General features: G+C 41.8%; 20 protein-coding genes and 1 pseudogene. 6 read left to right on the top strand and 15 right to left on the bottom strand.

Features of this window, described 5'->3' with window-relative positions:
* Position 1: 1 nt before the first annotated feature.
* The 8 genes from ABRT01_RS14735 to ABRT01_RS14700 all read right to left on the bottom strand — a co-directional run bounded on the left by ABRT01_RS14735 (position 2) and on the right by ABRT01_RS14700 (position 6,204).
* Complete coding sequence (locus ABRT01_RS14735) at positions 2–244, bottom strand: beta/alpha barrel domain-containing protein (protein WP_269412615.1); 243 nt, start codon at positions 242–244, stop codon at positions 2–4.
* Positions 245–262: 18 nt separating this feature from the next.
* On the bottom strand, positions 263–1,099 hold the full coding sequence (locus ABRT01_RS14730) for a protein phosphatase 2C domain-containing protein (RefSeq protein ID WP_269410273.1): 837 nt from the start codon (positions 1,097–1,099) through the stop codon (positions 263–265).
* A 34-nt stretch (positions 1,100–1,133) separates the two neighbouring features.
* Positions 1,134–1,943 carry a MurR/RpiR family transcriptional regulator gene (locus tag ABRT01_RS14725; RefSeq protein ID WP_367748186.1) on the bottom strand — a complete coding sequence of 270 codons (810 nt, stop codon included), beginning with the start codon at positions 1,941–1,943 and terminating at the stop codon, positions 1,134–1,136.
* Between the two features lie 24 nt (positions 1,944–1,967).
* Positions 1,968–3,494 (bottom strand): DUF4127 family protein, encoded by a 1,527-nt coding sequence (locus ABRT01_RS14720; RefSeq protein WP_367748183.1) that lies wholly within the window; start codon positions 3,492–3,494, stop codon positions 1,968–1,970.
* Between the two features lie 21 nt (positions 3,495–3,515).
* Positions 3,516–4,286, bottom strand: a complete 771-nt coding sequence (locus ABRT01_RS14715; RefSeq protein WP_269410276.1) for a Cof-type HAD-IIB family hydrolase — start codon at positions 4,284–4,286, stop codon at positions 3,516–3,518.
* Positions 4,283–5,629 (bottom strand): PTS sugar transporter subunit IIC, encoded by a 1,347-nt coding sequence (locus ABRT01_RS14710; protein ID WP_269410277.1) that lies wholly within the window; start codon positions 5,627–5,629, stop codon positions 4,283–4,285. Before ABRT01_RS14710 ends, ABRT01_RS14715 begins: the two co-directional genes overlap by 4 nt.
* 27 nt (positions 5,630–5,656) lie before the next feature.
* On the bottom strand, positions 5,657–5,977 hold the full coding sequence (locus tag ABRT01_RS14705; RefSeq protein ID WP_367748179.1) for a PTS sugar transporter subunit IIB: 321 nt from the start codon (positions 5,975–5,977) through the stop codon (positions 5,657–5,659).
* A gap of 86 nt (positions 5,978–6,063) precedes the next feature.
* On the bottom strand, positions 6,064–6,204 hold the full coding sequence (locus ABRT01_RS14700; protein WP_367748176.1) for a PTS lactose/cellobiose transporter subunit IIA: 141 nt from the start codon (positions 6,202–6,204) through the stop codon (positions 6,064–6,066).
* 76 nt (positions 6,205–6,280) lie between these two features.
* Here ABRT01_RS14700 and ABRT01_RS14695 point away from each other — a divergent pair, with 76 nt between their 5' ends.
* The 5 genes and pseudogenes from ABRT01_RS14695 to ABRT01_RS14675 form a co-directional block, all read left to right on the top strand.
* Positions 6,281–6,859 (top strand): hypothetical protein, encoded by a 579-nt coding sequence (locus ABRT01_RS14695; protein WP_367748199.1) that lies wholly within the window; start codon positions 6,281–6,283, stop codon positions 6,857–6,859.
* A gap of 4 nt (positions 6,860–6,863) precedes the next feature.
* The gene (locus ABRT01_RS14690; protein WP_367748173.1) at positions 6,864–7,319 is read left to right on the top strand and encodes a hypothetical protein; all 456 of its coding nucleotides are present in this window, start codon (positions 6,864–6,866) and stop codon (positions 7,317–7,319) included.
* On the top strand, positions 7,316–8,665 hold the full coding sequence (locus ABRT01_RS14685; protein WP_367748170.1) for a tripartite tricarboxylate transporter permease: 1,350 nt from the start codon (positions 7,316–7,318) through the stop codon (positions 8,663–8,665). The genes ABRT01_RS14690 and ABRT01_RS14685 overlap by 4 nt, the downstream gene beginning before the upstream one ends.
* A gap of 375 nt (positions 8,666–9,040) precedes the next feature.
* Complete coding sequence (locus ABRT01_RS14680) at positions 9,041–9,598, top strand: Rieske (2Fe-2S) protein (RefSeq protein WP_367748167.1); 558 nt, start codon at positions 9,041–9,043, stop codon at positions 9,596–9,598.
* 87 nt (positions 9,599–9,685) lie between these two features.
* Positions 9,686–9,866 (top strand): annotated as a pseudogene (locus ABRT01_RS14675) (aldehyde dehydrogenase family protein); the annotation flags it as partial.
* A gap of 164 nt (positions 9,867–10,030) precedes the next feature.
* Here ABRT01_RS14675 and ABRT01_RS14670 read toward each other — a convergent pair.
* Complete coding sequence (locus tag ABRT01_RS14670) at positions 10,031–10,879, bottom strand: glycine betaine ABC transporter substrate-binding protein (protein ID WP_367748164.1); 849 nt, start codon at positions 10,877–10,879, stop codon at positions 10,031–10,033.
* 483 nt (positions 10,880–11,362) lie between these two features.
* Between ABRT01_RS14670 and ABRT01_RS14665 the strand changes: the two genes are divergently transcribed.
* A complete protein-coding gene (locus tag ABRT01_RS14665; RefSeq protein WP_269410285.1) occupies positions 11,363–11,569 on the top strand; it encodes a hypothetical protein in 207 nt (68 codons plus the stop codon).
* Positions 11,570–12,147: 578 nt separating this feature from the next.
* Here the strand turns inward: ABRT01_RS14665 and ABRT01_RS14660 are convergent.
* The 6 genes from ABRT01_RS14660 to ABRT01_RS14635 all read right to left on the bottom strand — a co-directional run bounded on the left by ABRT01_RS14660 (position 12,148) and on the right by ABRT01_RS14635 (position 19,733).
* The gene (locus tag ABRT01_RS14660) at positions 12,148–13,059 is read right to left on the bottom strand and encodes an ABC transporter permease (RefSeq protein ID WP_439649412.1); all 912 of its coding nucleotides are present in this window, start codon (positions 13,057–13,059) and stop codon (positions 12,148–12,150) included.
* A gap of 12 nt (positions 13,060–13,071) precedes the next feature.
* Positions 13,072–14,076 carry an ABC transporter permease gene (locus ABRT01_RS14655; RefSeq protein ID WP_269410287.1) on the bottom strand — a complete coding sequence of 335 codons (1,005 nt, stop codon included), beginning with the start codon at positions 14,074–14,076 and terminating at the stop codon, positions 13,072–13,074.
* Positions 14,077–14,249: 173 nt separating this feature from the next.
* On the bottom strand, positions 14,250–15,848 hold the full coding sequence (locus ABRT01_RS14650; RefSeq protein ID WP_269410288.1) for an ABC transporter substrate-binding protein: 1,599 nt from the start codon (positions 15,846–15,848) through the stop codon (positions 14,250–14,252).
* A 33-nt stretch (positions 15,849–15,881) separates the two neighbouring features.
* The gene (locus ABRT01_RS14645; RefSeq protein WP_269410289.1) at positions 15,882–16,889 is read right to left on the bottom strand and encodes an ABC transporter ATP-binding protein; all 1,008 of its coding nucleotides are present in this window, start codon (positions 16,887–16,889) and stop codon (positions 15,882–15,884) included.
* Complete coding sequence (locus ABRT01_RS14640; RefSeq protein ID WP_269410290.1) at positions 16,886–17,875, bottom strand: ABC transporter ATP-binding protein; 990 nt, start codon at positions 17,873–17,875, stop codon at positions 16,886–16,888. The genes ABRT01_RS14645 and ABRT01_RS14640 overlap by 4 nt, the downstream gene beginning before the upstream one ends.
* Before the next feature lie 448 nt (positions 17,876–18,323).
* Positions 18,324–19,733 (bottom strand): MDR family MFS transporter, encoded by a 1,410-nt coding sequence (locus ABRT01_RS14635; protein ID WP_269410291.1) that lies wholly within the window; start codon positions 19,731–19,733, stop codon positions 18,324–18,326.
* Positions 19,734–20,019: the final 286 nt, after the last annotated feature.

Raw genomic sequence — 20,019 nt, 5'->3', positions numbered from 1 at the left:
TTTATCCCATGCCTTCCACAAATTTTTTTTGAACAATTGTGGCCTTGTAATTGCTCCCCCAACCACTACAAAAACTTCGCCAAGTTCGTCCCAATAACCTTTTGGCTTGTTCAGGTGTATCTACATTACCCTTAGCAATAATAGGTGTATTCAATTCGGTTACCAATGCCTTTACTAAATCGAAATCAGGACGTTCGCGATACCTTGTTTCATCTGTGTATCCCGAAAACGTTGTACCAAATATTAAAGAAGCCGATCTCCCTCAAAAAGATAGTAAAACAGCAGCTTTATCATCAGAATAAATCTTCTTATCCCGTTCGTCGGCAGACAGTTTGCTAACATATGCCTCCAGACCGTGCGCCGCAATTTCCCAGTACACATGACGCAGGTCTCCTTTAGGGTCAAACAAACCATCTGACATGATCAGCACATGTTTTAAATTCCTTATATCCAACATGCCATATTGAATATAATTTTTCACTTCCTTCATTCCATTTGCAACAGAGTAACCATTTGGCTTATTGGCCATATATCGATGGTAGGAAATCCTGTTTCGCTTGTCTTTAAAATAATCTTCTTTCGGAATATCAGTATCATGATAACGATCCATATGTCTTTTCAACTGTGCCCGAGCACTAATGTTTTTCACAGTATCAACAGTCAGTACATTGACGTTCCCATTCGTATCACAGGTAAGGATCATTGTGTCGCCAAGACTGGCATATAGTAAATTGCCTTCTTTGATTTGCACCGCCGACACGCATGTACACCATAGTTTATCTTTTTCGCTTTGATTGATACCATAGCTCTCCATTGTCCTGTTTAATAACTGATTGGCTTGTAATATTTCATGAGGCAAAAGAGTCACCCCTTTTAACGATTCAATGTGGTTCTTAAATAAGTTGGCGGCTAAATACGCCCCGTTATGGCCATTTTCATCTTTAAAATCGTCTATCGGGGTTGCACCATCCAATACACCATATATACCAAGGGAATCATTAATCATAAGCGCATCTTCGCATTCTTTCTTGGCAGGGCTTGTCGTTATGAAATACGCTACCTTTCTAATATTGGCATGATCCGAATAAAAAGTACCCATGTGTGTTTCCCCCGTCCCTTTGTATCTTCTCGTACTAATCAATAGATTCCGCTATTTTTTGTTTTACTTTATTAATTCGTTCATAATCCATTTCATATAAATAGTGACAAATTTGTTCAATAACATACAACTGTGACATCTCCGTTACTAAAGTACTGCCTTCTTGGGCAACCTCTTTCCCCGCTGTATAAATGTTCATATCAGCTATTTTTGTAATATCGGAACGTGCATGATTCGTGATTGCCAAGGTTGTTGCACCGCTTTGTTTAGCAGTATGCAGCCAATCAATTGTTTGTATGGTATCCCCGGTAATACTGAACGCAATTGCCATATCGTCTGCGGTCATGAGGTGAGAAGATACTAATTGGGCGTGTGGATCGGAAAACACGAAAGTCTTATAACCCAATCGCATAAACCTAATTTGGGCACCTTGGGCGGCAAGACCGGAAAAACCAATTCCAAATAAATATATTGACTGGCTGTTTACGATGGTTTGAGCCACCTGCTTTAACTTTTCAACACTTGTTAAACGCTTCGTATCATCCAGCATTTGAATAATATTTTGATACGTGTGATCTGTTTCTAATTGAACATCGTCTCTTTCCGGATGACGCAACTGTTCGGCCATATCAACTTTAAACGCATGATAACCAGTAAATCCCAACTTTTTAAAAAACCGAAATACAGTTGCTTCCCCTACCCCACATTCTTTTGCAAACTCATTCAAAGAAGTGAAAACAATTTTATTGTAATTCTCGGAAATATATGCAGCCACTTTTTTTTCACGCTTTGTTAACGAAGGGTATACACTTTTAATTTGAACTAGAAAATCTGATACATTCAACTATTCACCTTCTCCCTATTCCTGTTATTCATTTATGATGTTTAGTTCCAATCCAACCTCAAACATGCGGCTCCAGGGAGTATACACCTTTAATTCAGATATTACCATATTTCTAAAGCTCTTTTTAATCATTCCCTTATATGCCTCCATGATTTGCTGTTGAATTTCCTGCTCAACGACATGATCTTGGTCGTTTAGGTCAAAATAATTTGCGTTTAAAGCAGGTAATAATTCATCCGTAATTCTTTTCCTAACCTGGGATTGATAAAAGACATCATCTAAAATATGATAAAGTACATGCTTCTTGATTTCGGATTGATTTTGCCTGTCAAAACCAAATACACCTGCAGCAATGGACGTTCCCAGCGTGTTACAATTCGTGTTCCAACCTTTGAATGAAAGAAGGTGTTCTAAAATCTGATAATCATCCAAATACTGGATGAGCTCTTGATCCCCACCATTTGCAAAAGCATTATCCGCGATCACGACTGGTTTCCCTGATTGTACCCATTTTTGAATTTGCTCAACAAAGAACCCTAGTTGTCTAAAACTACTATAAGTGATATCTTTTGTTGTTTGGTTTACTGCTTCCTCCATGAATTTTCCCGGCGCATTGATAGCCAGGATGAAATCTGCCGCTTCAGGCATGCTTGCTACCTCACATCCCGAAGCCAATAGGTGTGCCTTTACACTTTCATTCATTGGCCGGTCTTCATACAGAGGAACAATAGTCGGAGCAATTGTTGAACTGTAAAAATAATAAATAGATGGCTTTCTGTCCAATAACTTGTTCAACATCCTGGTAATTAATGTACAGCCTGCTTCATCTGCACCAGGATACACCAGTACTTTTGATTGCAGGCGTTTTTCGACAATACGACTGTATACAATCTCCTGATCACTAGCCGTATAACCAAAAATGGATGAGTCATCTTGTGGTATCGACAAAAAATCAATCACCCCTTCATCCACTAATTCCAGCAAATGAAGCGTGACCTGAACGTTAAATCGGCGTCTGGATTCATAATCATTGATACATGTTTTCGGGATGTAATCATTGGCTTGGGTGAGTTCATTTGCTTCCTGTTCATCCAAACCAACACGCTGTTTTTTATCCTGTAAATAGGCCCGACGAAAAAGTTTCCTTCCATAAAGCTCATAATAGTCCGGTTCTTCGTCAGAGGTATTAAATTTTGGTGTTCGCATGATGAGACAAGATGCATAAATAGGGGTGACTTTGCTTAACGCACGCAATTGCCGAAACATAGCCATGCGTTTTTCCCGATCATTAATTGATAAATGATGTAACCGTGATGGAAGCAATCCCCCATATACAAGCGTTTCAACGGAAAGTACGATACCCTCCACCTTGCTGGCGTTTGCGAAGACAAATTCCCAGAGCCGGTCTACATCTGCAGCTTCCTTTTTATTTCCTAGTATTTCTCTTGGGGGGAAAATCAATTGTACATCATTCCGTGTATTTACTAAATGCTGGGGATATACATAATTACAAGGCCTTTCATCTAAAGGAATATATAAGATTTTTTTCAAAAAGAACACCTCGTTTTTTCATTACTTTTCCATAAAGGCATATATACAATCGTCAACAGTTGGATAAACTTCATCAGCTGCTTGTTGTACGTTTGCCTTACCAGTAGAAATAGCATAGGCATAGTCTGCTATTTCAAACATGGAAATGTCATTTTCCGAGTCACCGATGGCACAAACTTCACCTATCATTGGCAGTTTCTGCAATATCTTTTCAAGCGCTGCACCTTTGGAAACGCCCTTTGATAGAATCTCAAGCGTACTTGGACTCGTCATGATAACATCAACCATCTGACCGTAATTTGCTCGAATATATTGTGTTATATTTTCAAAGTTTCCCCCAAACGTTAACAAGATTGTCGGGAAGATAGTCTTTCCAATTTTTGCGACAAAACTTGAGTCAACAATCGATTGATCAACGAATTCACCAACTTCATCCGTTCCTCTGGGGGTGGGGAAATAACGATGATCAGCGTCGGATATTTCCACCCGAGGACTTTTTTTATTTAACATCTTCACTATTTCTATCGCTGTTATGACATCTATTTCTTGTTTCCATATGATCTCGTTGGCTTGATTTTTGATTACCGCACCATTTTGACTGATACGATATGCGCCACGAACACCTAGTTTTTCCTCTATATATACAATGTCATGATCTAATCGACCAGTGGCTATCATAAATATACCGCCACTATCGATAAAGCGTCTAACTATTTCTACTGTTTCAGGAGCCGGTTGGCCATTTTCCCTCAACAGTGTTCCATCTAAATCACAAATAATTACTTTGGTCATGGTGTTCCTCCAACTGTGTGATCATCATTGAACGATTTACTTTTTTCCAATTCCGCCATTCTATTCGTTGCCATCACGAACGGTAGATAGATAATAACGGAGATTACAATTAACAAAGCCGCAAGTACCGCAGCCCGCCAATCACCCGCAGTTGCTAAAAACGCCGACAGAATAGGCGGTGTTGTCCACGGGATATATGCAACGGTTTTGGAAATTAGCCCTAACGATGTCGCTAAGTAAGCAATATTTAAGTTTACGATCGGTACAATAATGAGTGGAATCGCTAAAATCGGATTCAAAATAACCGGCAATCCAAACATTAGGGGTTCATTAATATTAAACAATCCTGGTACAGCAGCAAATTTAGTAACTTCACGGTAATCGCTCCGTCGGGAAGCAATAAAAATAGCAATAACCAGTCCGATCGTAAATCCTCCACCGCCCAGCATAGCAAAACTATCAATAAATGGTTTCGTTACAATATTAGGAATGTCCGTTCCTGCCTTAAGCGCATTGATATTTTCTTGAATAGCTGCTAATAGGGACGGGTCTTTGATTGGTCCGAGTACAAAAGTTCCATGTATCCCAACCGACCATAATAAATTTTGAAAGAACATAATAATGTTGATTCCAAATCTACTTTGAACAACCAAATTCAACGGGGCTTGAATAGCTCTTGTAACCATTTCCTGCAGGCCAAAACCAAATAAGGCATTCGATACAAACACCAAACACGCAAATATCGTTAACGTAAGAAAAGCTGGAATAAGCGCGCTAAATGATTTACCTACTTCAGGTGGTACCGTGTCAGGTAATTTTATTCGTAACTTTTTCTTCCTTTTTAATCGCAGGAATACTTCTGTGCCTAACAGGGCTGCGAGAATAGCAAACAATAATCCTGTTGCTGATGTTTGATCTTGACTTAATATCCCGGTTGCTTTAACAGCTTCCTCGCTACCCTCAGGAATAATATCGATGGCATTTGGTAACATGGTTACAAGCACCGCAACAGCCATAACACCAGGAATAATTCCATCTTCATCATAACTAACAGCTAATTTGTAGGCGATTGTAAAGGCGATTAAAATGGATAAAATGCCAAGGGTTCCATTTGTTACCTGATCACCTATCGCACTATACTTGCTTAAATCAACAACATTTGCTAGCATTCCATTTTCCGGATCTAAAATAACATTGTTGATTAGTATAAAAAAGGATGCCACAATAACTAAAGGGATAATGGTAATAAACCCTTCACGAATCGCACCTAAGTGACGTTGATTGGAAAATTTAGTTGCAACGGGCATCAGCCATTTCGCTATATTATTAGCTAGATTATTCATCACGCGCTCTCTCCCTTGAAAAAGGTTCTACTTACGCTGCTCATCCACCGTTTGAATAATATCTTTTAAGATGTTGTCAGCTCGCATCATCCCATAATCCTTTTGATTAATAACGTTAACCGGGAATTTGCCATTTGCCACTTGCATCATGTCATCTTGCATAAAAGCAACTTGTGGTCCTAACAACAGCAAGTCATAATGATTCTTTTTGGCTAGCATTTTTCCTTCGTTCATAGAAACAGCCTCAATGGACAGATCAATCTGCTGTTCTTCAGCAGCTTTTTTTATTTTTTGCACCAACATGCTAGTTGACATTCCTGCACTACATGCTACTAATACGTTATACATGTTCATCCCTCCAAATGTTATATTTCAAGAATGGTTTTCTAGTTTTCTATTATTTAATATTGCTTTCTCGCAAATCTATTAACCTATTATCTGCCTCTTCTATCTTCTATCATCCCCTTTGCTTGATCAAAACAATTTTTACGTGCCCATTTCAATGCCCCCATTACCTTGCTTCTAGCATTTTCGCTATGCAATATAATATTGAAAACGGTATCATAAATTTCCATATCATCTCGCTTTCCATTTTATTTGTCCTAACTATAGCAAAAATAATCGACTTTGTAAAATATTTTTCAATAAAATATTTTTAACGAATTATTTGCTCCAAAATATCTTGGTGGCGGGGCAAAGGACATTGAGGTTAACATGACGGAGACAACGAAAGGTACGATGCTCATCTTGCACCTTTTAGTGAATACGAAAGACGCAATGGGGGCAAATGCGGTCAATACAATGGCTGAAGCTGTTGCACCAATGGTAGAATTAATTACGGAAGGCAAGGTAAACCTGCGTATTATTTCCAATCTGGCTGATCGGCGTTTGGTAAGAGTACGGGCACGCTTTAAAAATGAAACAATTGGCGGTGGTACCAAGGCTAACCCTGTTGCCAGCCTGTCATTGAAGATAATGAATGTCCAATCCGCTGAAGAACTTGCCGGAGTAATTGCTGCAACGGGGTTAGCCCAGAATTTTGCAGCACTAAAGGCACTGGCAACAGATGGCATCCAAAAAGGACATATGGCATTACACGGAAGAAATTTGGCAGCTATGGCCGGCGCGAATGAGAACCTAATCGATATTATTGTAAAACGTGCTATTGAAGATGGGAATGTAAGCTATGACCATATTCTAGCAATAAAAAATGAAATACAGGAGGAGTGATAACATGAAGCAAAATAAAGATGGAGACACAACCCGAAATGGCAATACATCACAAGTTCCCGATCGCTATGTGGAGATACTCGGCGATACCGTTTTACCCGTGCACGTTATTTTTTCTATTATTATCAGCGTCGTACTTGGTCTGGGCGGATTTTTAGCTGGACAGGCTGTGTTTCCAAAAATAGCTGACGAATCAATGGTTTCTTCCTATTCCCTGCTTGCAGGAATTGCCGGATGTGTTTTGGCTCTCATTCTTTCCGCCATTTTATTTAAACCAAAACGTGTATTAACGGAGACTGAAATCACAGCCGATGATGCACAAGGAATTCTAAATGACTTGCAAGTGAACTTCGAGGAAGAAATGGATGTCATTGAACATGATCCGGCAACAAGGAAGGAAATGGAGGATTTGAAAATCAAAGACATATTCATTCCCACTGACAAAGGAGGCAGCAAATGAGTACATTACTTATTTCCATTGTACTGTCAATCGTCGGTGGCGTGTTATTTACACTTATCGGCCTCATTTCCGGATCAGATGAAACGGCGACAATGGTTCCGTTCACCTTATTGGTCATCTTGCTCGGTGCACCGCCTGTTGCTGTCTTTTCATTTTTTATGGCTGCTGTTATCTCTAAACACTTGTCACATGCAGCACCAACGGCACTAATGGGCATTCCCGGAGATACAATGATGGTACCCATGCTTGACTATGCGGAAACACTAAGAAAATTGGGTGTGCCACATATTGCCTTACGAAAAATGATCTCAGGTGGTATTATTGGTGCGCTGATTGCTTTTCCGGTGGCCCTTTTATTCGCTCAGTTTCTTGGACAATTCGCTGATTTTTTTGAAACATATACAGGTGTCATTTTTGCTGTTGCGGCAGTAATTATTGCATATTTTTCAAAAGGTAAGTGGGTGAGCGTTCTGCTGATCATTCCTTTTGCCTTTTTAATACAAGGATTAAATCTGGTCAGCTTTGAAGTATTGGATAAAAATCTGTCTATCAGTTTCTTTTTGGGAATTGCGATTGGACCGATGTTTTCCGATATACTTATTGCCCTGTCATCAACAGCCAGAAAAAGTGTTACCCGTGCTGAACCGCAGGACTACAATCTGGCTCCGGAAATTAAATCCTGGTCCGGCTATTTCCCGAATCCATTCCGCATTTTAACCGGTTTACAGAAAGTTGCTGGTTCCATAGCCGCATTTATCACATCATTTACTTTTACATTCAGTCCAACCGGGATGACTGCGCTTATGGGTGAATTAATTGGCTCAAAAATAAAGGGGACCTATAAAAAGGCAACAACAACCCTTTCCGTCATGAACGGTGTAACCGAATCGACCTACATTGCGGAAACGCTCATTCCGTTAATTGCATTTGGCCTGCCCTTAAGCCCTATGGCATTAGGACCAGCCGCAGCGTTATTTAATGCACCACCGGTATTTTCTGTCGATCATAATTTGCATCATCTTATGTCAATGGGTGATTTTTTCGTTTACGGTTTGATTGGACTTATTGTTGGGGCATTCATTGCTTACCCATTTATTATGAATTTTTCACGAAAAGCAACTGTCTTTATTATGAAATGTATTAGCCAGGAGGCAATCATCGGCATGTTTATTGGCATCGTTTGTGTGATTGCTTATTATGAAGGACAGGTCACAGGGCTATTAGTCACCTTTACCATTGCGACGGTCGGCGGTTTACTGAACCGGATTCTGGGGGTTGGATCAGGTGCCCAGTTCATGATTTATTACGGTTCGAGCTGGATGATGGCCGTATTGATTGGCTTGTAAAAAAGTATCGGGACAGACACCGCGACGATGATATTACGTTAAGGCACGAAAGCAGGGACTGTTCTCGCACAGTTTTTTAAAATAAAATATTGATATGAGTTATACAAAAAAAGGGTACTAACTGGTGCCCTTTTTTTGTGCTTTTTTCTACAGGGCCAGGCCGATTCTTGCATTTTGGTACAAACCCCCCATTCGACAACATATGACAAAATTCGGGAAGCGGCACCTAAAATGTTGCACTGGGCGTCACTGGACGTCACTGCGGTTCACTGAGCGAGCTAAATGCCACTCATCGACTGTAAGCGGGTTTGACGTTCCTAAACTAGTTCTGATACTATCTTAATTGTTTGAAAATAATTACAAGGAGGTTTATTTATGGATCAAAATAAAATGGCAATTGTCGATACGGACATTCACGAACGCGTTCAATACAGCAATATCGCTGATAGGCTGGATGAGCCGTTTAGACATTACATCAAAAACTGTCACTGGGTGCAGGAAAAACATATGCCTTATACGCAGCCGACCGTTGCCGGAGTCGACCGGGCTGATGCAGTGCTTTCCGATGGCCGGCCAGCAGGAACAGACTTAGGATTCATGCAGAAACAGCTGTTGGACGAAATCGGTCATGACATTGGTATTTTGACTGGTGACTTAGATCCGTCCCCTTCCTCCATGCATGGGTGGTATGAAATGGCGACAGCGCTGGCATCAGCTCCACTTGATAAAGGGATAATGTACGGAGCAACGACCGCCAGTAGCAAACCAGGTGACTACGATTACTGCCATCATGGTGAAATTATCCGCTGTCCCTGGCATGGTAGAGAATTTGATATTAAAAACGACGGGCGAATGCTTGCCAATCCGGATAAAAGGATTCCGAGTTTCAACATACGAATAGAAGATGAAAATGTCATCGTCCGGATTTGGTGAAGCGCCTGTTGCCATCAGCCAGGCAAAACATTACATCAACCCCAATGCAAAGGTTCAGCCACCCCATAGCACGCGTGTATTAGGTAGCGCTTAAGGATGGGAACGGTCTGGATCAACGACTTTCACCCCCTATTTCGCTCAGGCGCCATGGGGAGGCTATAAATCATCCGGCATTGGCCGAGAATTAGGGAAACAAGAACTTGAGGAATATACGGAAGTCAAACACATCTTTGAAAATACAAACCCATCCCCGCTTAACTGGTTCTAACCGTTGTTTTAGTGAACCTCTATAGCAATTCAGCCAGCACAACATGGCCAAGGTGTGCATGCCACCAATGGATTGCCAAGAAAAACTCGTATCACAGGTAACGCTTGGGATACGAAGTTTTTATCGATGTTGTTAATAAGGCGGTCTCATATAATTTATTCGTTTTACTTAGTTGGCAAGTCTTCGATACTATCAATATCCATATATTCTGGTACAACAAAACCTTGTTGAGCGCCTTCCAAATTGGGACCCAGGTCATTGATCTCGTCTTTATATTGCTCATAATAGGAAGCAGCACCTACAGGGAGCCAGGCAATTAACATACCATCTATTTCCCCTTTAGAAAGACTTTCAAAGGCGATACCCATATCAAGCGATGTCAATTTGACATTGTAGCCCAATTCTTCAAGAACAAGAGCAACTACATTCGTCGATGAAAGTTCTGTATCGTAATTCGTATAGGCTAGTTCGATTGCCTCGTTATTAATGGAGTCAATGCCTTCTGTCCAGGACTCCACTTTATCTCGGTTGTTTTCGATCCATTCTTTAGCTGCTTCTTGCGGTTCAACATCATCGTCTTGTCCGAATTTCGCCATCACTTCATTCATGTCTTCCACTTCCCAATAGAAGTTGTCTAAAAACTGATAGGCTGATGGATGTTCATCCTTAAGACCTTGTCGAACCATTGTATGTATGCTTTCAGATTCACCCAGTGTTCCTTTTGGGTCCTCCAGAAATTTTAAATCATATTCGCTAAACATCCAATGTGGTTGCCAGAGTGTAACAACGATCGGTTCTTCTTTTTCAATCGCATGTTGCAATTCCTTTACCATTGCCGGTTCCGAGCTCGGAGTTAATTCCACATCCAAGTTGTACGATTCAATTGTTTCTTTTGCGATATTCATCGTTCCTGATCCGGGCTCAATTCCAACAATTTCTTTAATATTAGTTGCCTCATTATTTCCTTCTTTTGAATTTTTATCGGCAGATCCTCCTTGACAACCCACTAGCATTAATAAAATACCTATGCTTATGAGGGCTATCCTTTTCTTTAATAATGACGTCATGATTCCTGTGAACACCCTTTCAATAATAAAAGATTTACATAACCTTCTATATACTAAATTTCATGCCAAACTTTGTTGACCGATAGTTAGTATGTTAAAGCAGAACAAGCTAAAGGGCAAAGCTCGTTACAGCCCTTCTCAGCCGATTACGCTGGCTCTATGTTATTCAGTGAGGCCCAGCAACACTTTTTGTCGATATTTCATCCATGTTTGAATATTTGTGATAATATCAGCTAAAAAATGATCTTGTGAGCAAACAATTCAAAAGTAGGAAAGATTGTGTTAAATTAATTAAAAAGGGTGTTTATCCTTCCGTGACTACCTTTATCGTAGTCTACCCTCTATTTTTTAAATCATTTTTAGATAATACAGAGAATCAACGCAAGTCATGTCCTCAACCTACTTCCAGAAAAGAAAGGGGTATTTGGGATGGATTTCTTTAAATTTCGTTATTATATCGAGGTTTTAGCAATTGCACTGGGAATCACGTTTTTGATTTGCGAACTTCCATTACAGGCATTTGTCGAAAAAGAAGTAAGCATGATATCTTTCGCTTGTAATACTATACTTTGGTACACGATTATTTTTCATAATGCGACGTTTCATTTCTTGATGGATAAATGGTTCAAACGTTGATTAGGGTTTTCAAAATTGAGAGTATCATCCAAGCATGACATTAACATAAGAGGGAAATAAGCTCATGTTCCAAGGCCCATTTTAAAACGATATTCCAGTAACCCACGTCTGTGCGTCCTATATTAAGAACAATTTTGTTGTATATATCACAGTTTTTTTATAGTGCCTTACTCTTTTTAAAAGGCCGGCCTATTCTGTATTCGACAACATGTGGAAAAATCCAGGAATTGGCAGTACGCCTTTAACCAACGCAGTTAATAAACCCAATACCAATTTATTAATTAAACAGACAGGCGGCAAAAGAAAGAATGCGTTACTAATTTGGACCTTAGCTGGTTACAGTAAAGAACGATTTAACAATGATTTGTGGCCTAAAGATGAAGCATGAGAAAGCGACACAGGAGTTCAGTTTCTGTGTCGCTTTGCCGCTTCATTCAGCTCCCAGCCATCCTACATAACCGATGAACATCTAAGGAGAAATATAACTTAAACCTTCATTCAAGCTTTTTTTGACCTACGCAAAAACCCATTTTTATTCAACAACATACGACATCATTCGGAAAGTGACAAGCACCATATCACGTCTTCATTTTCGGATCCAGCGCATCACGCAGTCCATCGCCCACTAAATTAAACCCAAGAACAGTCAACATGATACAAATCCCTGGAAAGATAACCGTCCACGGAGCCTCTTGAATCAGATTTCTGGAATCAGCAAGCATTCTTCCCCATTCCGGATCTGGTGGCTGTGCCCCAAGTCCAAGAAATCCGAGTGCTGCTGCATCCAAAATCGCCGTTGCAATACTCAAAGTTCCCTGTACGATTATCGGAGCGAGACTGTTTGGCAAAATATGATGAAACAAAATACGGGAATCCCGCATCCCGATCGATCGGGCCGCTTCGACATATTCTTCCTCTTTTAGGCTAAGGACGGTGGAGCGGATCAACCTTCCAAAAATCGGGACGTTGACGAGGGCAATGGCGATCAAAGCGTTTTGCAGCGACGGCCCTAACATCGCAACAATGGCAATAGCCAATAAAATACTTGGGAAAGCGAGCATAATATCAAAAATCCGTGAAATAAGAATATCCAGCCAGCGCCCGTAATACCCTGCAAGAATTCCTAAAATCACGCCGACAATCACCGACCCGACAACAGAAGAAAAACCAACCCATAGGGACAGTCGTGCGCCGTACATCACTCGACTCAAAATGTCACGTCCAAACTCATCTGTTCCCAGCCAGTACGCTCCGGATGGTGAATGCAACAATTCTTCAGGCTGGTTTACTTTCTGGTCATCGATTCCCTCTGGTGCAAGCATTCCAGCAAACAAAGCCAGTAATATAAAGAAAGCCAGGATACCAGCACCAACAAGGGCCAATTTATTTTTGCGAAAGACACGCCAAATGTCGTTGATAGGAGAGGAAATCTTGTCCGTTTCCTTTGTCTGAACTGGAGCATTCCCCGGTTCTGTTTGCATCTGTCCCATCTTTTCCCTCCTCTAACGATATTTAATTCTTGGATCAAATACGGCATATAAGAGATCCACAATCAAGTTGATTAAAACAAAGATCGTTGCGATAACTAAAATACCGGACTGGACAACCGGATAATCCCTGGATTGAATGGCATCATAGATATAACGGCCAATCCCGGGCCATCCGAAAATGGTCTCTGTTAGAATGGCACCGCCCAAAAGCAATCCGGATTGAATCCCAATAACAGTTAAAACAGGAATGAATGCGTTCTTAAAGGCATGCTTGTAAACGACCCAGAACATTTTTTGACCTTTCGCACGTGCAGTACGTATATAATCGGAGCCCATGACACCAAGCATGCTTGACCGCGTCATCCTTGCAATCATCGCCATTGGAATCGTACCGAGTGCAATCGCAGGTAATAAAAGATGCTTGACAGCGGCCATGAATTGACTGAAATTGCCGTGTATTAACGTATCAATCAGGAAAAAGTTCGTAATTGCATCAATCGGATTTCGAATATCTTCCCGGCCGTTAGTTGGAAGCCATCCCAAATCGACAGCAAATTGATACTGTAACATTAACCCTAGCCAGAAAATCGGCATCGATATCCCTACTAACGCTAACACCATGATGACGTAATCGAACCAGGAGTTGCGAAACCAGGCACTGATGACGCCTGCATTCAAGCCGATGACAATTGCAATAATCATCGCGACAATCGTCAGTTCTGCAGTAGCGGCCAACGCCGTCCAAATTTCCTCATTGATTGGCGTTCCTGTGCGAATGGAAGTGCCAAGATCGCCTGTCAACAAGTCTTTTATGTACGTACCATACTGAACAAAAAAAGGATTATCCAGTCCTAAACTCTCTCGCAAGTTGGCAATGGCTTCAGGAGATGCTTTCGTGCCCAGAATAGTTTGGGCTGGGTCGCCAGGAATTGCTCGAACAATCGAAAAGACAATAATGGACATCCCAAACAAAACTGGAATGAGCATCAAAAACCGGCGAATCGTATAAGACATCATGATGAACCCACCCCTTTCTTTTGAAAAACCAGGGGGAGCAGTTCCCCCCAGCTAACTTTAATGATGTAAAAATTCAACTTGTTCAGCTTACGTCAACGACAGTCATCACCGGCTCCCGGGAATAGTAACAAACTTCACATTCCCCCGCTAAACGAGCACCTCCAGCTTTTTTCTTATTTAAAGCTGACTTCATCGAACGGTTCACTTCCGGTCGGGTTTGGCTGATAATCTTGCATATCCGCATTCCCGGCCAAAGGTTCCTCCGCATAGACCAATGGAATCCATGGAGCCTCTTCGTGTATAATCTCTTGTGCCTCCTTGTAAAGATCCATCCGTTTATCATCATCCGGTTCTGTCTGCGCGTCCTTCAATAACTTATGCACGTCCTTGTTGGCATAGCGTGACATGTTGTTGCTTCCAATACTATCTTCATCAAGCAACGAATAAAGGAAGTTGTCAGCATCTCCATTATCTCCGGTCCAACCCATCAGGAAAGCTGGACTTTCGCCGTCGGTCAGTTTTTCAATATAAGTGGACCATTCCATTGTTTTGATTTTTACATCGACACCCGCTTTACCAAAGGAGGATTGAATCGCTTCGGCAATCTTTTCTGGCTGCGGCAGATATGGCCTCGGGTTGGTCATGGTCCATAATTCCATTTCAAATCCATCTGGATAACCGGCATCTGCCAATTTCTCTTTTGCTTTGTCCGGGTCAAATTCGTAAGGTTCAATGTCATCATTAAACCCATCAATCGTTGGTGGCATTGGATTTTTTGCGGACTCCCCATTACCAGCGTAGAAAGCATCCACCAACGCATCTTTATCAACAGCATAACTCAACGCTTCACGTACGGCTTTATCATCAAACGGCTCCTCTTCTACATTAAAGCCGAGATAGCCCAGATTTAAAGGTGGGCGGTTCCAAATCGTGAGTGCATCATTCTTTTCAATGGACGCTACATCAGATGGGTTGACGCCATCCATTAGATCGATTTCGCCATTTTTCAGTGCGTTTAACCGAGAAGCATTATCCGGAATCACCTGGAAAATAACTTGATTGAGCTTCGGTTTTCCCTCGTTCCAGTAATCCTCGTTTTTCTTCAGTACAATCTTGCTGTTTTTCTCCCAACTATCAAATGCAAACGGTCCGGTTCCAACCGGTTCTTTCTCAAAATTGCCGTTTTCCAAAGCATCAGGACTACCAATCGCAAATGGTGTCATCGCCAGGTTTTTCAAAAACGGAGCAAAAGGCGTTTTTAAGTGTATTTCCACCGTATGATCATCCACCGCTTCCACATCCTTGATCACACTATCGTCGCCAAAACCGCCAAACATGGAAGGATAGTAGGCAAAGTTATCCTCGCTGCTTCCGTTTTGCCAGCGTTCAAAGTTGTAAACGACCGCATCGGCATTAAAATCAGTTCCGTCTTGAAATTTCACGTCTTCACGTAATTGAAAAACGTATGTCTTGCCATCATCTTTTTGTTCCCAGTCAGTCGCGAGTCCCGGTTCCAGATCGGTCGTACCCGGTTTAAAATTAACCAGCGTCTCCATGACCTGTTGCGTTACCTTCAGCGACTCACCGTCCGTTACCCTTGCCGGATCAAGCCGTGTAGCATCGGCACCACGTCCGTAGATCAACGTATCTTGTGTACTATCCCCGCCGGAATTTCCGGAACTTCCACTGCTATCGGAATCCGAAGAACAACCGACAAGGGCAATAGACACCATAACAATGGCTCCAATAAAAAATAATAACGACTTTTTCATGTTTCCCCCTCCATCATTTTGTTTTATCTATATTCACTTGCTATCCGCTAAAACGGGACTTTCTTTTCCTTCCCCTGTATAGAGATGGCAAGCAACATAGTGATTGGTTTCGTTCTCCCCGAATACAGGGCGAACCGATTTGCAAATATCCATCGCCAGCGGGCATCTTGTATGAAAGGCACAACCTGCAGGCGGATTAGCCGGGTTCGGGACATCCCCCTCCAGAATGGTTCTGTTTGATTCGTAATCAGGATCGGGGATCGGCACAGCTGACAACAAGGCCTGTGTATACGGATGTTTCGGATTTTCATACAGTTCGGTGCTATCCGCTAATTCCACGAGACGCCCAAGATACATCACCCCGACACGATCGCTGATTTGCCGGACAACACTGAGGTCATGGGCAATAAACACATATGTCAAGTCAAAATCTTCCTGCAAATCTTTCAACAAATTCAATACTTGTGACTGAATGGAAACATCAAGTGCAGACACAGGTTCATCAGCGACAATCAATTTTGGCTGCACCGCCAAAGCCCTGGCAATTCCCACCCGTTGCCGCTGTCCCCCACTAAACTGATGGGGATAGCGTTTTTCGTGATAACTGCTTAAACCAACCGTCTCCAATAGTTCACGCACCTTTTTCTTTCGTTCCTTTGCATCGCCCATCCCATGTACTTTCAACGGCTCCTCGATAATTTTTCCAACCGTATGGCGTGGATTAAGCGATGCATACGGATCCTGAAACACCATTTGCATATCCCGGCGAAACTTGCGCATTTCCCCTTTGGAAACATCTGTTAATGTTCGATCTTCAAATTTCACAGATCCCTCACTAGGCTCAATCAAGCGCAGCAACATCCGTCCTGTCGTTGATTTGCCGCAACCCGATTCCCCGACCAAACCAAGTGTTTCACCTTTCTTCAGGGAAAAAGAAACCCCGTCAACCGCCTTGACTTCTCCAATTTTTCGTCCAAACACACCACCCGTGATCGGAAAATATTTTTTCAGATTATGTACTTCCAATAATGTCTCGCTCATGTTGTGACCTCCTGCTTATGTTTCTCATGAAGAAAACAACGCACCTGATGACCATCTTCTGTTTCCAGCAACTCTGGATTCTCATCCGTGCAGCGGTCAAATGCGTATCGACATCTCGGGGCGAAGAGACATCCATGTTGTACCGACCCTGGTTTTGGCACATTTCCTGGAATCGAATAAAGCCGTTCCTTTTTGACATACATATTGGGCACCGACTGAATCAGCCCCTCTGTATAGGGATGTTGCGGGTTTTTAAAAATAGTACGCACATTACCTTCTTCCACTACTTTACCTGCATACATGACAACGATGCGGTCACACACATCGGCAACAACGCCAAGATCGTGTGTGATTAATAGAATGGATGTGTTTGAATCCTCATTCAATCGCTTCATTAAATCGAGGATTTGTGCTTGAATGGTGACATCCAGTGCCGTCGTTGGTTCATCTGCAATCAGTAACTCCGGTTCACATGCCATGGCCATGGCAATCATGACACGCTGACGCATCCCCCCTGAAAGTTGATGCGGATATTCCTTCATAAGCTGTTTTGCTCTTGGCATGCCAACTTTCTCCAACATTTGCACCGCCCGACTTGCTGCTTCCTTCTTGGAAAGTTGTTTATGCAGCTGGATGCCTTCGATCAGCTGCGAACCAATTGTAAACACCGGGTTCAACGATGTCATCGGCTCTTGAAATATCATTGCGATTTCATTGCCGCGAATCTGCCGCATCCGCCGTTCCGTAGCCTTGGTTAGTTCCTCGTTCTTAAAGCGAATGTCCCCCGCTATGATTTTTCCCGGTGGAGGCACAAGACCCATGACAGACAACGAAGTAACACTCTTTCCACAACCCGATTCGCCAACCACGCCCAGAATTTCTCCTGGTTTAATAGAAAAATTTACATCAGCGACCGCGGGAACTTCGCCATCGTCTGTAAAAAAGGAAGTCTTTAATCCGCTAATTTCTAAAATAGGCTGTGACACCTTATCACTCCTTTTAAGCCATCCTATTTTGGGAACTTAGATTTATATATAGGTATGGTTTCTATCCATTGATCAGCTTCTTATAAATAGCCAATTTTCGTAAATTTATTTTTATACAGGATGATTTTACCTGACAATAACGTGCCATGTTATGGAAAACCTTCATATCGGGATGATAACGGTTCCAATTTTTGTTTCTAAACGAAAAACCGTGTTACCTTTAGCCATGGTGAAAGCCATCATATCTTGTCCATGCAAGTGGAGATTTTTATACACTTATCATTACATTATTTTTCATTTTTTTCAAGTGATTTGTACAATTTCCTTTCTTACCATTATTGAGAGCGAATCCATTCCCAATAAATCCTCCCTTTAAGGCATCCAACCCTTCATTCATCATATGTTTTACTACCCGGCCAACCGCCCACAATATACCTTGTTTGCTATGTCATGAACCACCTTCCGAATGCTGCCTTTTTCTTTGTAAAAACAAGGAGAGCACAAGTCCCGTAATGGCAAACAAAAATGCAACGAAAAAGGCCGTTTTCACTCCTGTCAGATATTTAATCGGTTGGATCGTTTCTGTTCCGGCATTCACTTTGCTGATAAAGGAGATAATGAACGTTAATCCAAGCGACCCACCAAATTGACGCGCCGTATTGATTACTGCCGTCCCATGTGGAATCAACGTATCAGGCAAAGCATTGATACCAGACGTCATGATTGGCATATTAATCAATGCCACACCAGCCATGGAAACCATGAATAAAACCATCGTCATCATGAACGGCGTATCGATATCCAGCATAAAATGAAAACCAAGTGAACTTAAACAGAGCAACACAAAGCCAATAATCGCAATGATTTTGCCGCCGTATTTATCGAACAATCTACCCGCGAAAAGAGACATGACGGCGAGTGTCAAGGCACCCGGCATCACAATCAAACCACCGTGATACGCCGAAAATCCTTGCGCGTTCTGCACATACATCGGCAGCATCGTCTCAGTTGATACCAGCAAACTGAACGAAAGGATCGAAATAAACGTAACCAGTGTAAAAACAGGAACCTTTAACACACGGAGTTCTAAAATCGGCATCTGCAGCCGCAATTGTCGAACTGCAAATAAACCCAATGCTAAAGCGCCTGCAAGCATGCTACCAATAGTTGCCGGGTCATTCCATCCACCCTCCTGCAGCTTATTGAAGCCATAAAGCATGCCACCAAAACCAACCGTTGAGAATATAATGGATAAGCTATCAATTTCTGTTTTTCGTTGCTCAGTAACGTTGCGCATAAACAAGAAAATCAATATCAGAATGCACGCCGCAATCGGTAAGGTTAAATAAAACAACGCACGCCATTCGAAATACTTAATTAAAATGCCTGATATAGGAGGGCCAACTGCAGGCGCAACGTTAATGACCATTCCGGCCAATCCCATCGCAAATCCTCTTTTTTCCTTTGGGTAAAGCAGAAACAATACCGTTTGCATCAACGGGATCATAACCCCGGACCCCATTCCTTGAATAATACGCCCCGCAATCAAAACGGGAAACGAAGGTGCAAATAACCCAACTACTGTTCCTATTAAAAACAAAGACATCGCGCTCATCATTAATGTCCTTGTTTGAAATTTATCGATAAAATAAGCCGTTATCGGAATGAGAATAGCAACGGTTAACATAAAGCTGGTTGTCAGCCATTGCACTTCTGTTGAGTTAACGGCAAACTCCTTCATGATTTTTGGAAAAGCTGTAATAAGCAAAAACTGCGTCAGAACAGACAAAAAAGATGCGGATAAGGTAATCGCAACAATTAAAAGCCTATGTGAATGCAATAGATTGATCGATGCCATATCATCATCTTTCCTTTCACGCTTAAACCCTCACGATCTAAACACCATCCTACACGCAATATGATATTTCTTCAATCGAGTAACCATTACCGGGTTTTTTATTAAATGCGAAAATCACACGCCTATTTAAAAAACACCTACACGAGAGGGTGAAGAGGAACCCCAGCCTAGTGTAGATGTTCTTCTATTAGAAAAGGGTGATGATTAAATAACGCTCACAAACTTAGATGACGTAAAATAGTTTGTGTAAAATATTTGAGACGAAAAAAAGAGGTAGGGTATCCTC

Origin of the sequence: Lentibacillus sp. L22 (assembly GCF_040812445.1) — a bacterium.
In the GTDB taxonomy this organism is placed as follows: domain Bacteria; phylum Bacillota; class Bacilli; order Bacillales; family Amphibacillaceae; genus Lentibacillus_C; species Lentibacillus_C daqui.
Note: the sequence above shows the minus strand (reverse complement) of the source record. Positions and strands in the feature narration are given on the sequence as shown.

Bases quoted from the DNA above. Each gene is read 5' to 3' on its own strand.
- ABRT01_RS14665 (WP_269410285.1), top strand. From the start codon at position 11,363: ATGGATTTCTTTAAATTTCGTTATTATATCGAGGTTTTAGCAATTGCA.
- ABRT01_RS14685 (WP_367748170.1), top strand. From the start codon at position 7,316: ATGAGTACATTACTTATTTCCATTGTACTGTCAATCGTCGGTGGCGTG.
- ABRT01_RS14700 (WP_367748176.1), bottom strand. From the start codon at position 6,204: ATGGAAATTTATGATACCGTTTTCAATATTATATTGCATAGCGAAAAT.
- ABRT01_RS14715 (WP_269410276.1), bottom strand. From the start codon at position 4,286: ATGACCAAAGTAATTATTTGTGATTTAGATGGAACACTGTTGAGGGAA.
- ABRT01_RS14670 (WP_367748164.1), bottom strand. From the start codon at position 10,879: ATGCTAGTGGGTTGTCAAGGAGGATCTGCCGATAAAAATTCAAAAGAA.
- ABRT01_RS14705 (WP_367748179.1), bottom strand. From the start codon at position 5,977: ATGTATAACGTATTAGTAGCATGTAGTGCAGGAATGTCAACTAGCATG.
- ABRT01_RS14730 (WP_269410273.1), bottom strand. From the start codon at position 1,099: ATGGGTACTTTTTATTCGGATCATGCCAATATTAGAAAGGTAGCGTAT.
- ABRT01_RS14635 (WP_269410291.1), bottom strand. From the start codon at position 19,733: ATGGCATCGATCAATCTATTGCATTCACATAGGCTTTTAATTGTTGCG.
- ABRT01_RS14680 (WP_367748167.1), top strand. From the start codon at position 9,041: ATGGATCAAAATAAAATGGCAATTGTCGATACGGACATTCACGAACGC.
- ABRT01_RS14660 (WP_439649412.1), bottom strand. From the start codon at position 13,059: ATGGGACAGATGCAAACAGAACCGGGGAATGCTCCAGTTCAGACAAAG.
- ABRT01_RS14645 (WP_269410289.1), bottom strand. From the start codon at position 16,889: ATGAGCGAGACATTATTGGAAGTACATAATCTGAAAAAATATTTTCCG.
- ABRT01_RS14690 (WP_367748173.1), top strand. From the start codon at position 6,864: ATGAAGCAAAATAAAGATGGAGACACAACCCGAAATGGCAATACATCA.
- ABRT01_RS14710 (WP_269410277.1), bottom strand. From the start codon at position 5,629: ATGAATAATCTAGCTAATAATATAGCGAAATGGCTGATGCCCGTTGCA.
- ABRT01_RS14655 (WP_269410287.1), bottom strand. From the start codon at position 14,076: ATGATGTCTTATACGATTCGCCGGTTTTTGATGCTCATTCCAGTTTTG.
- ABRT01_RS14650 (WP_269410288.1), bottom strand. From the start codon at position 15,848: ATGAAAAAGTCGTTATTATTTTTTATTGGAGCCATTGTTATGGTGTCT.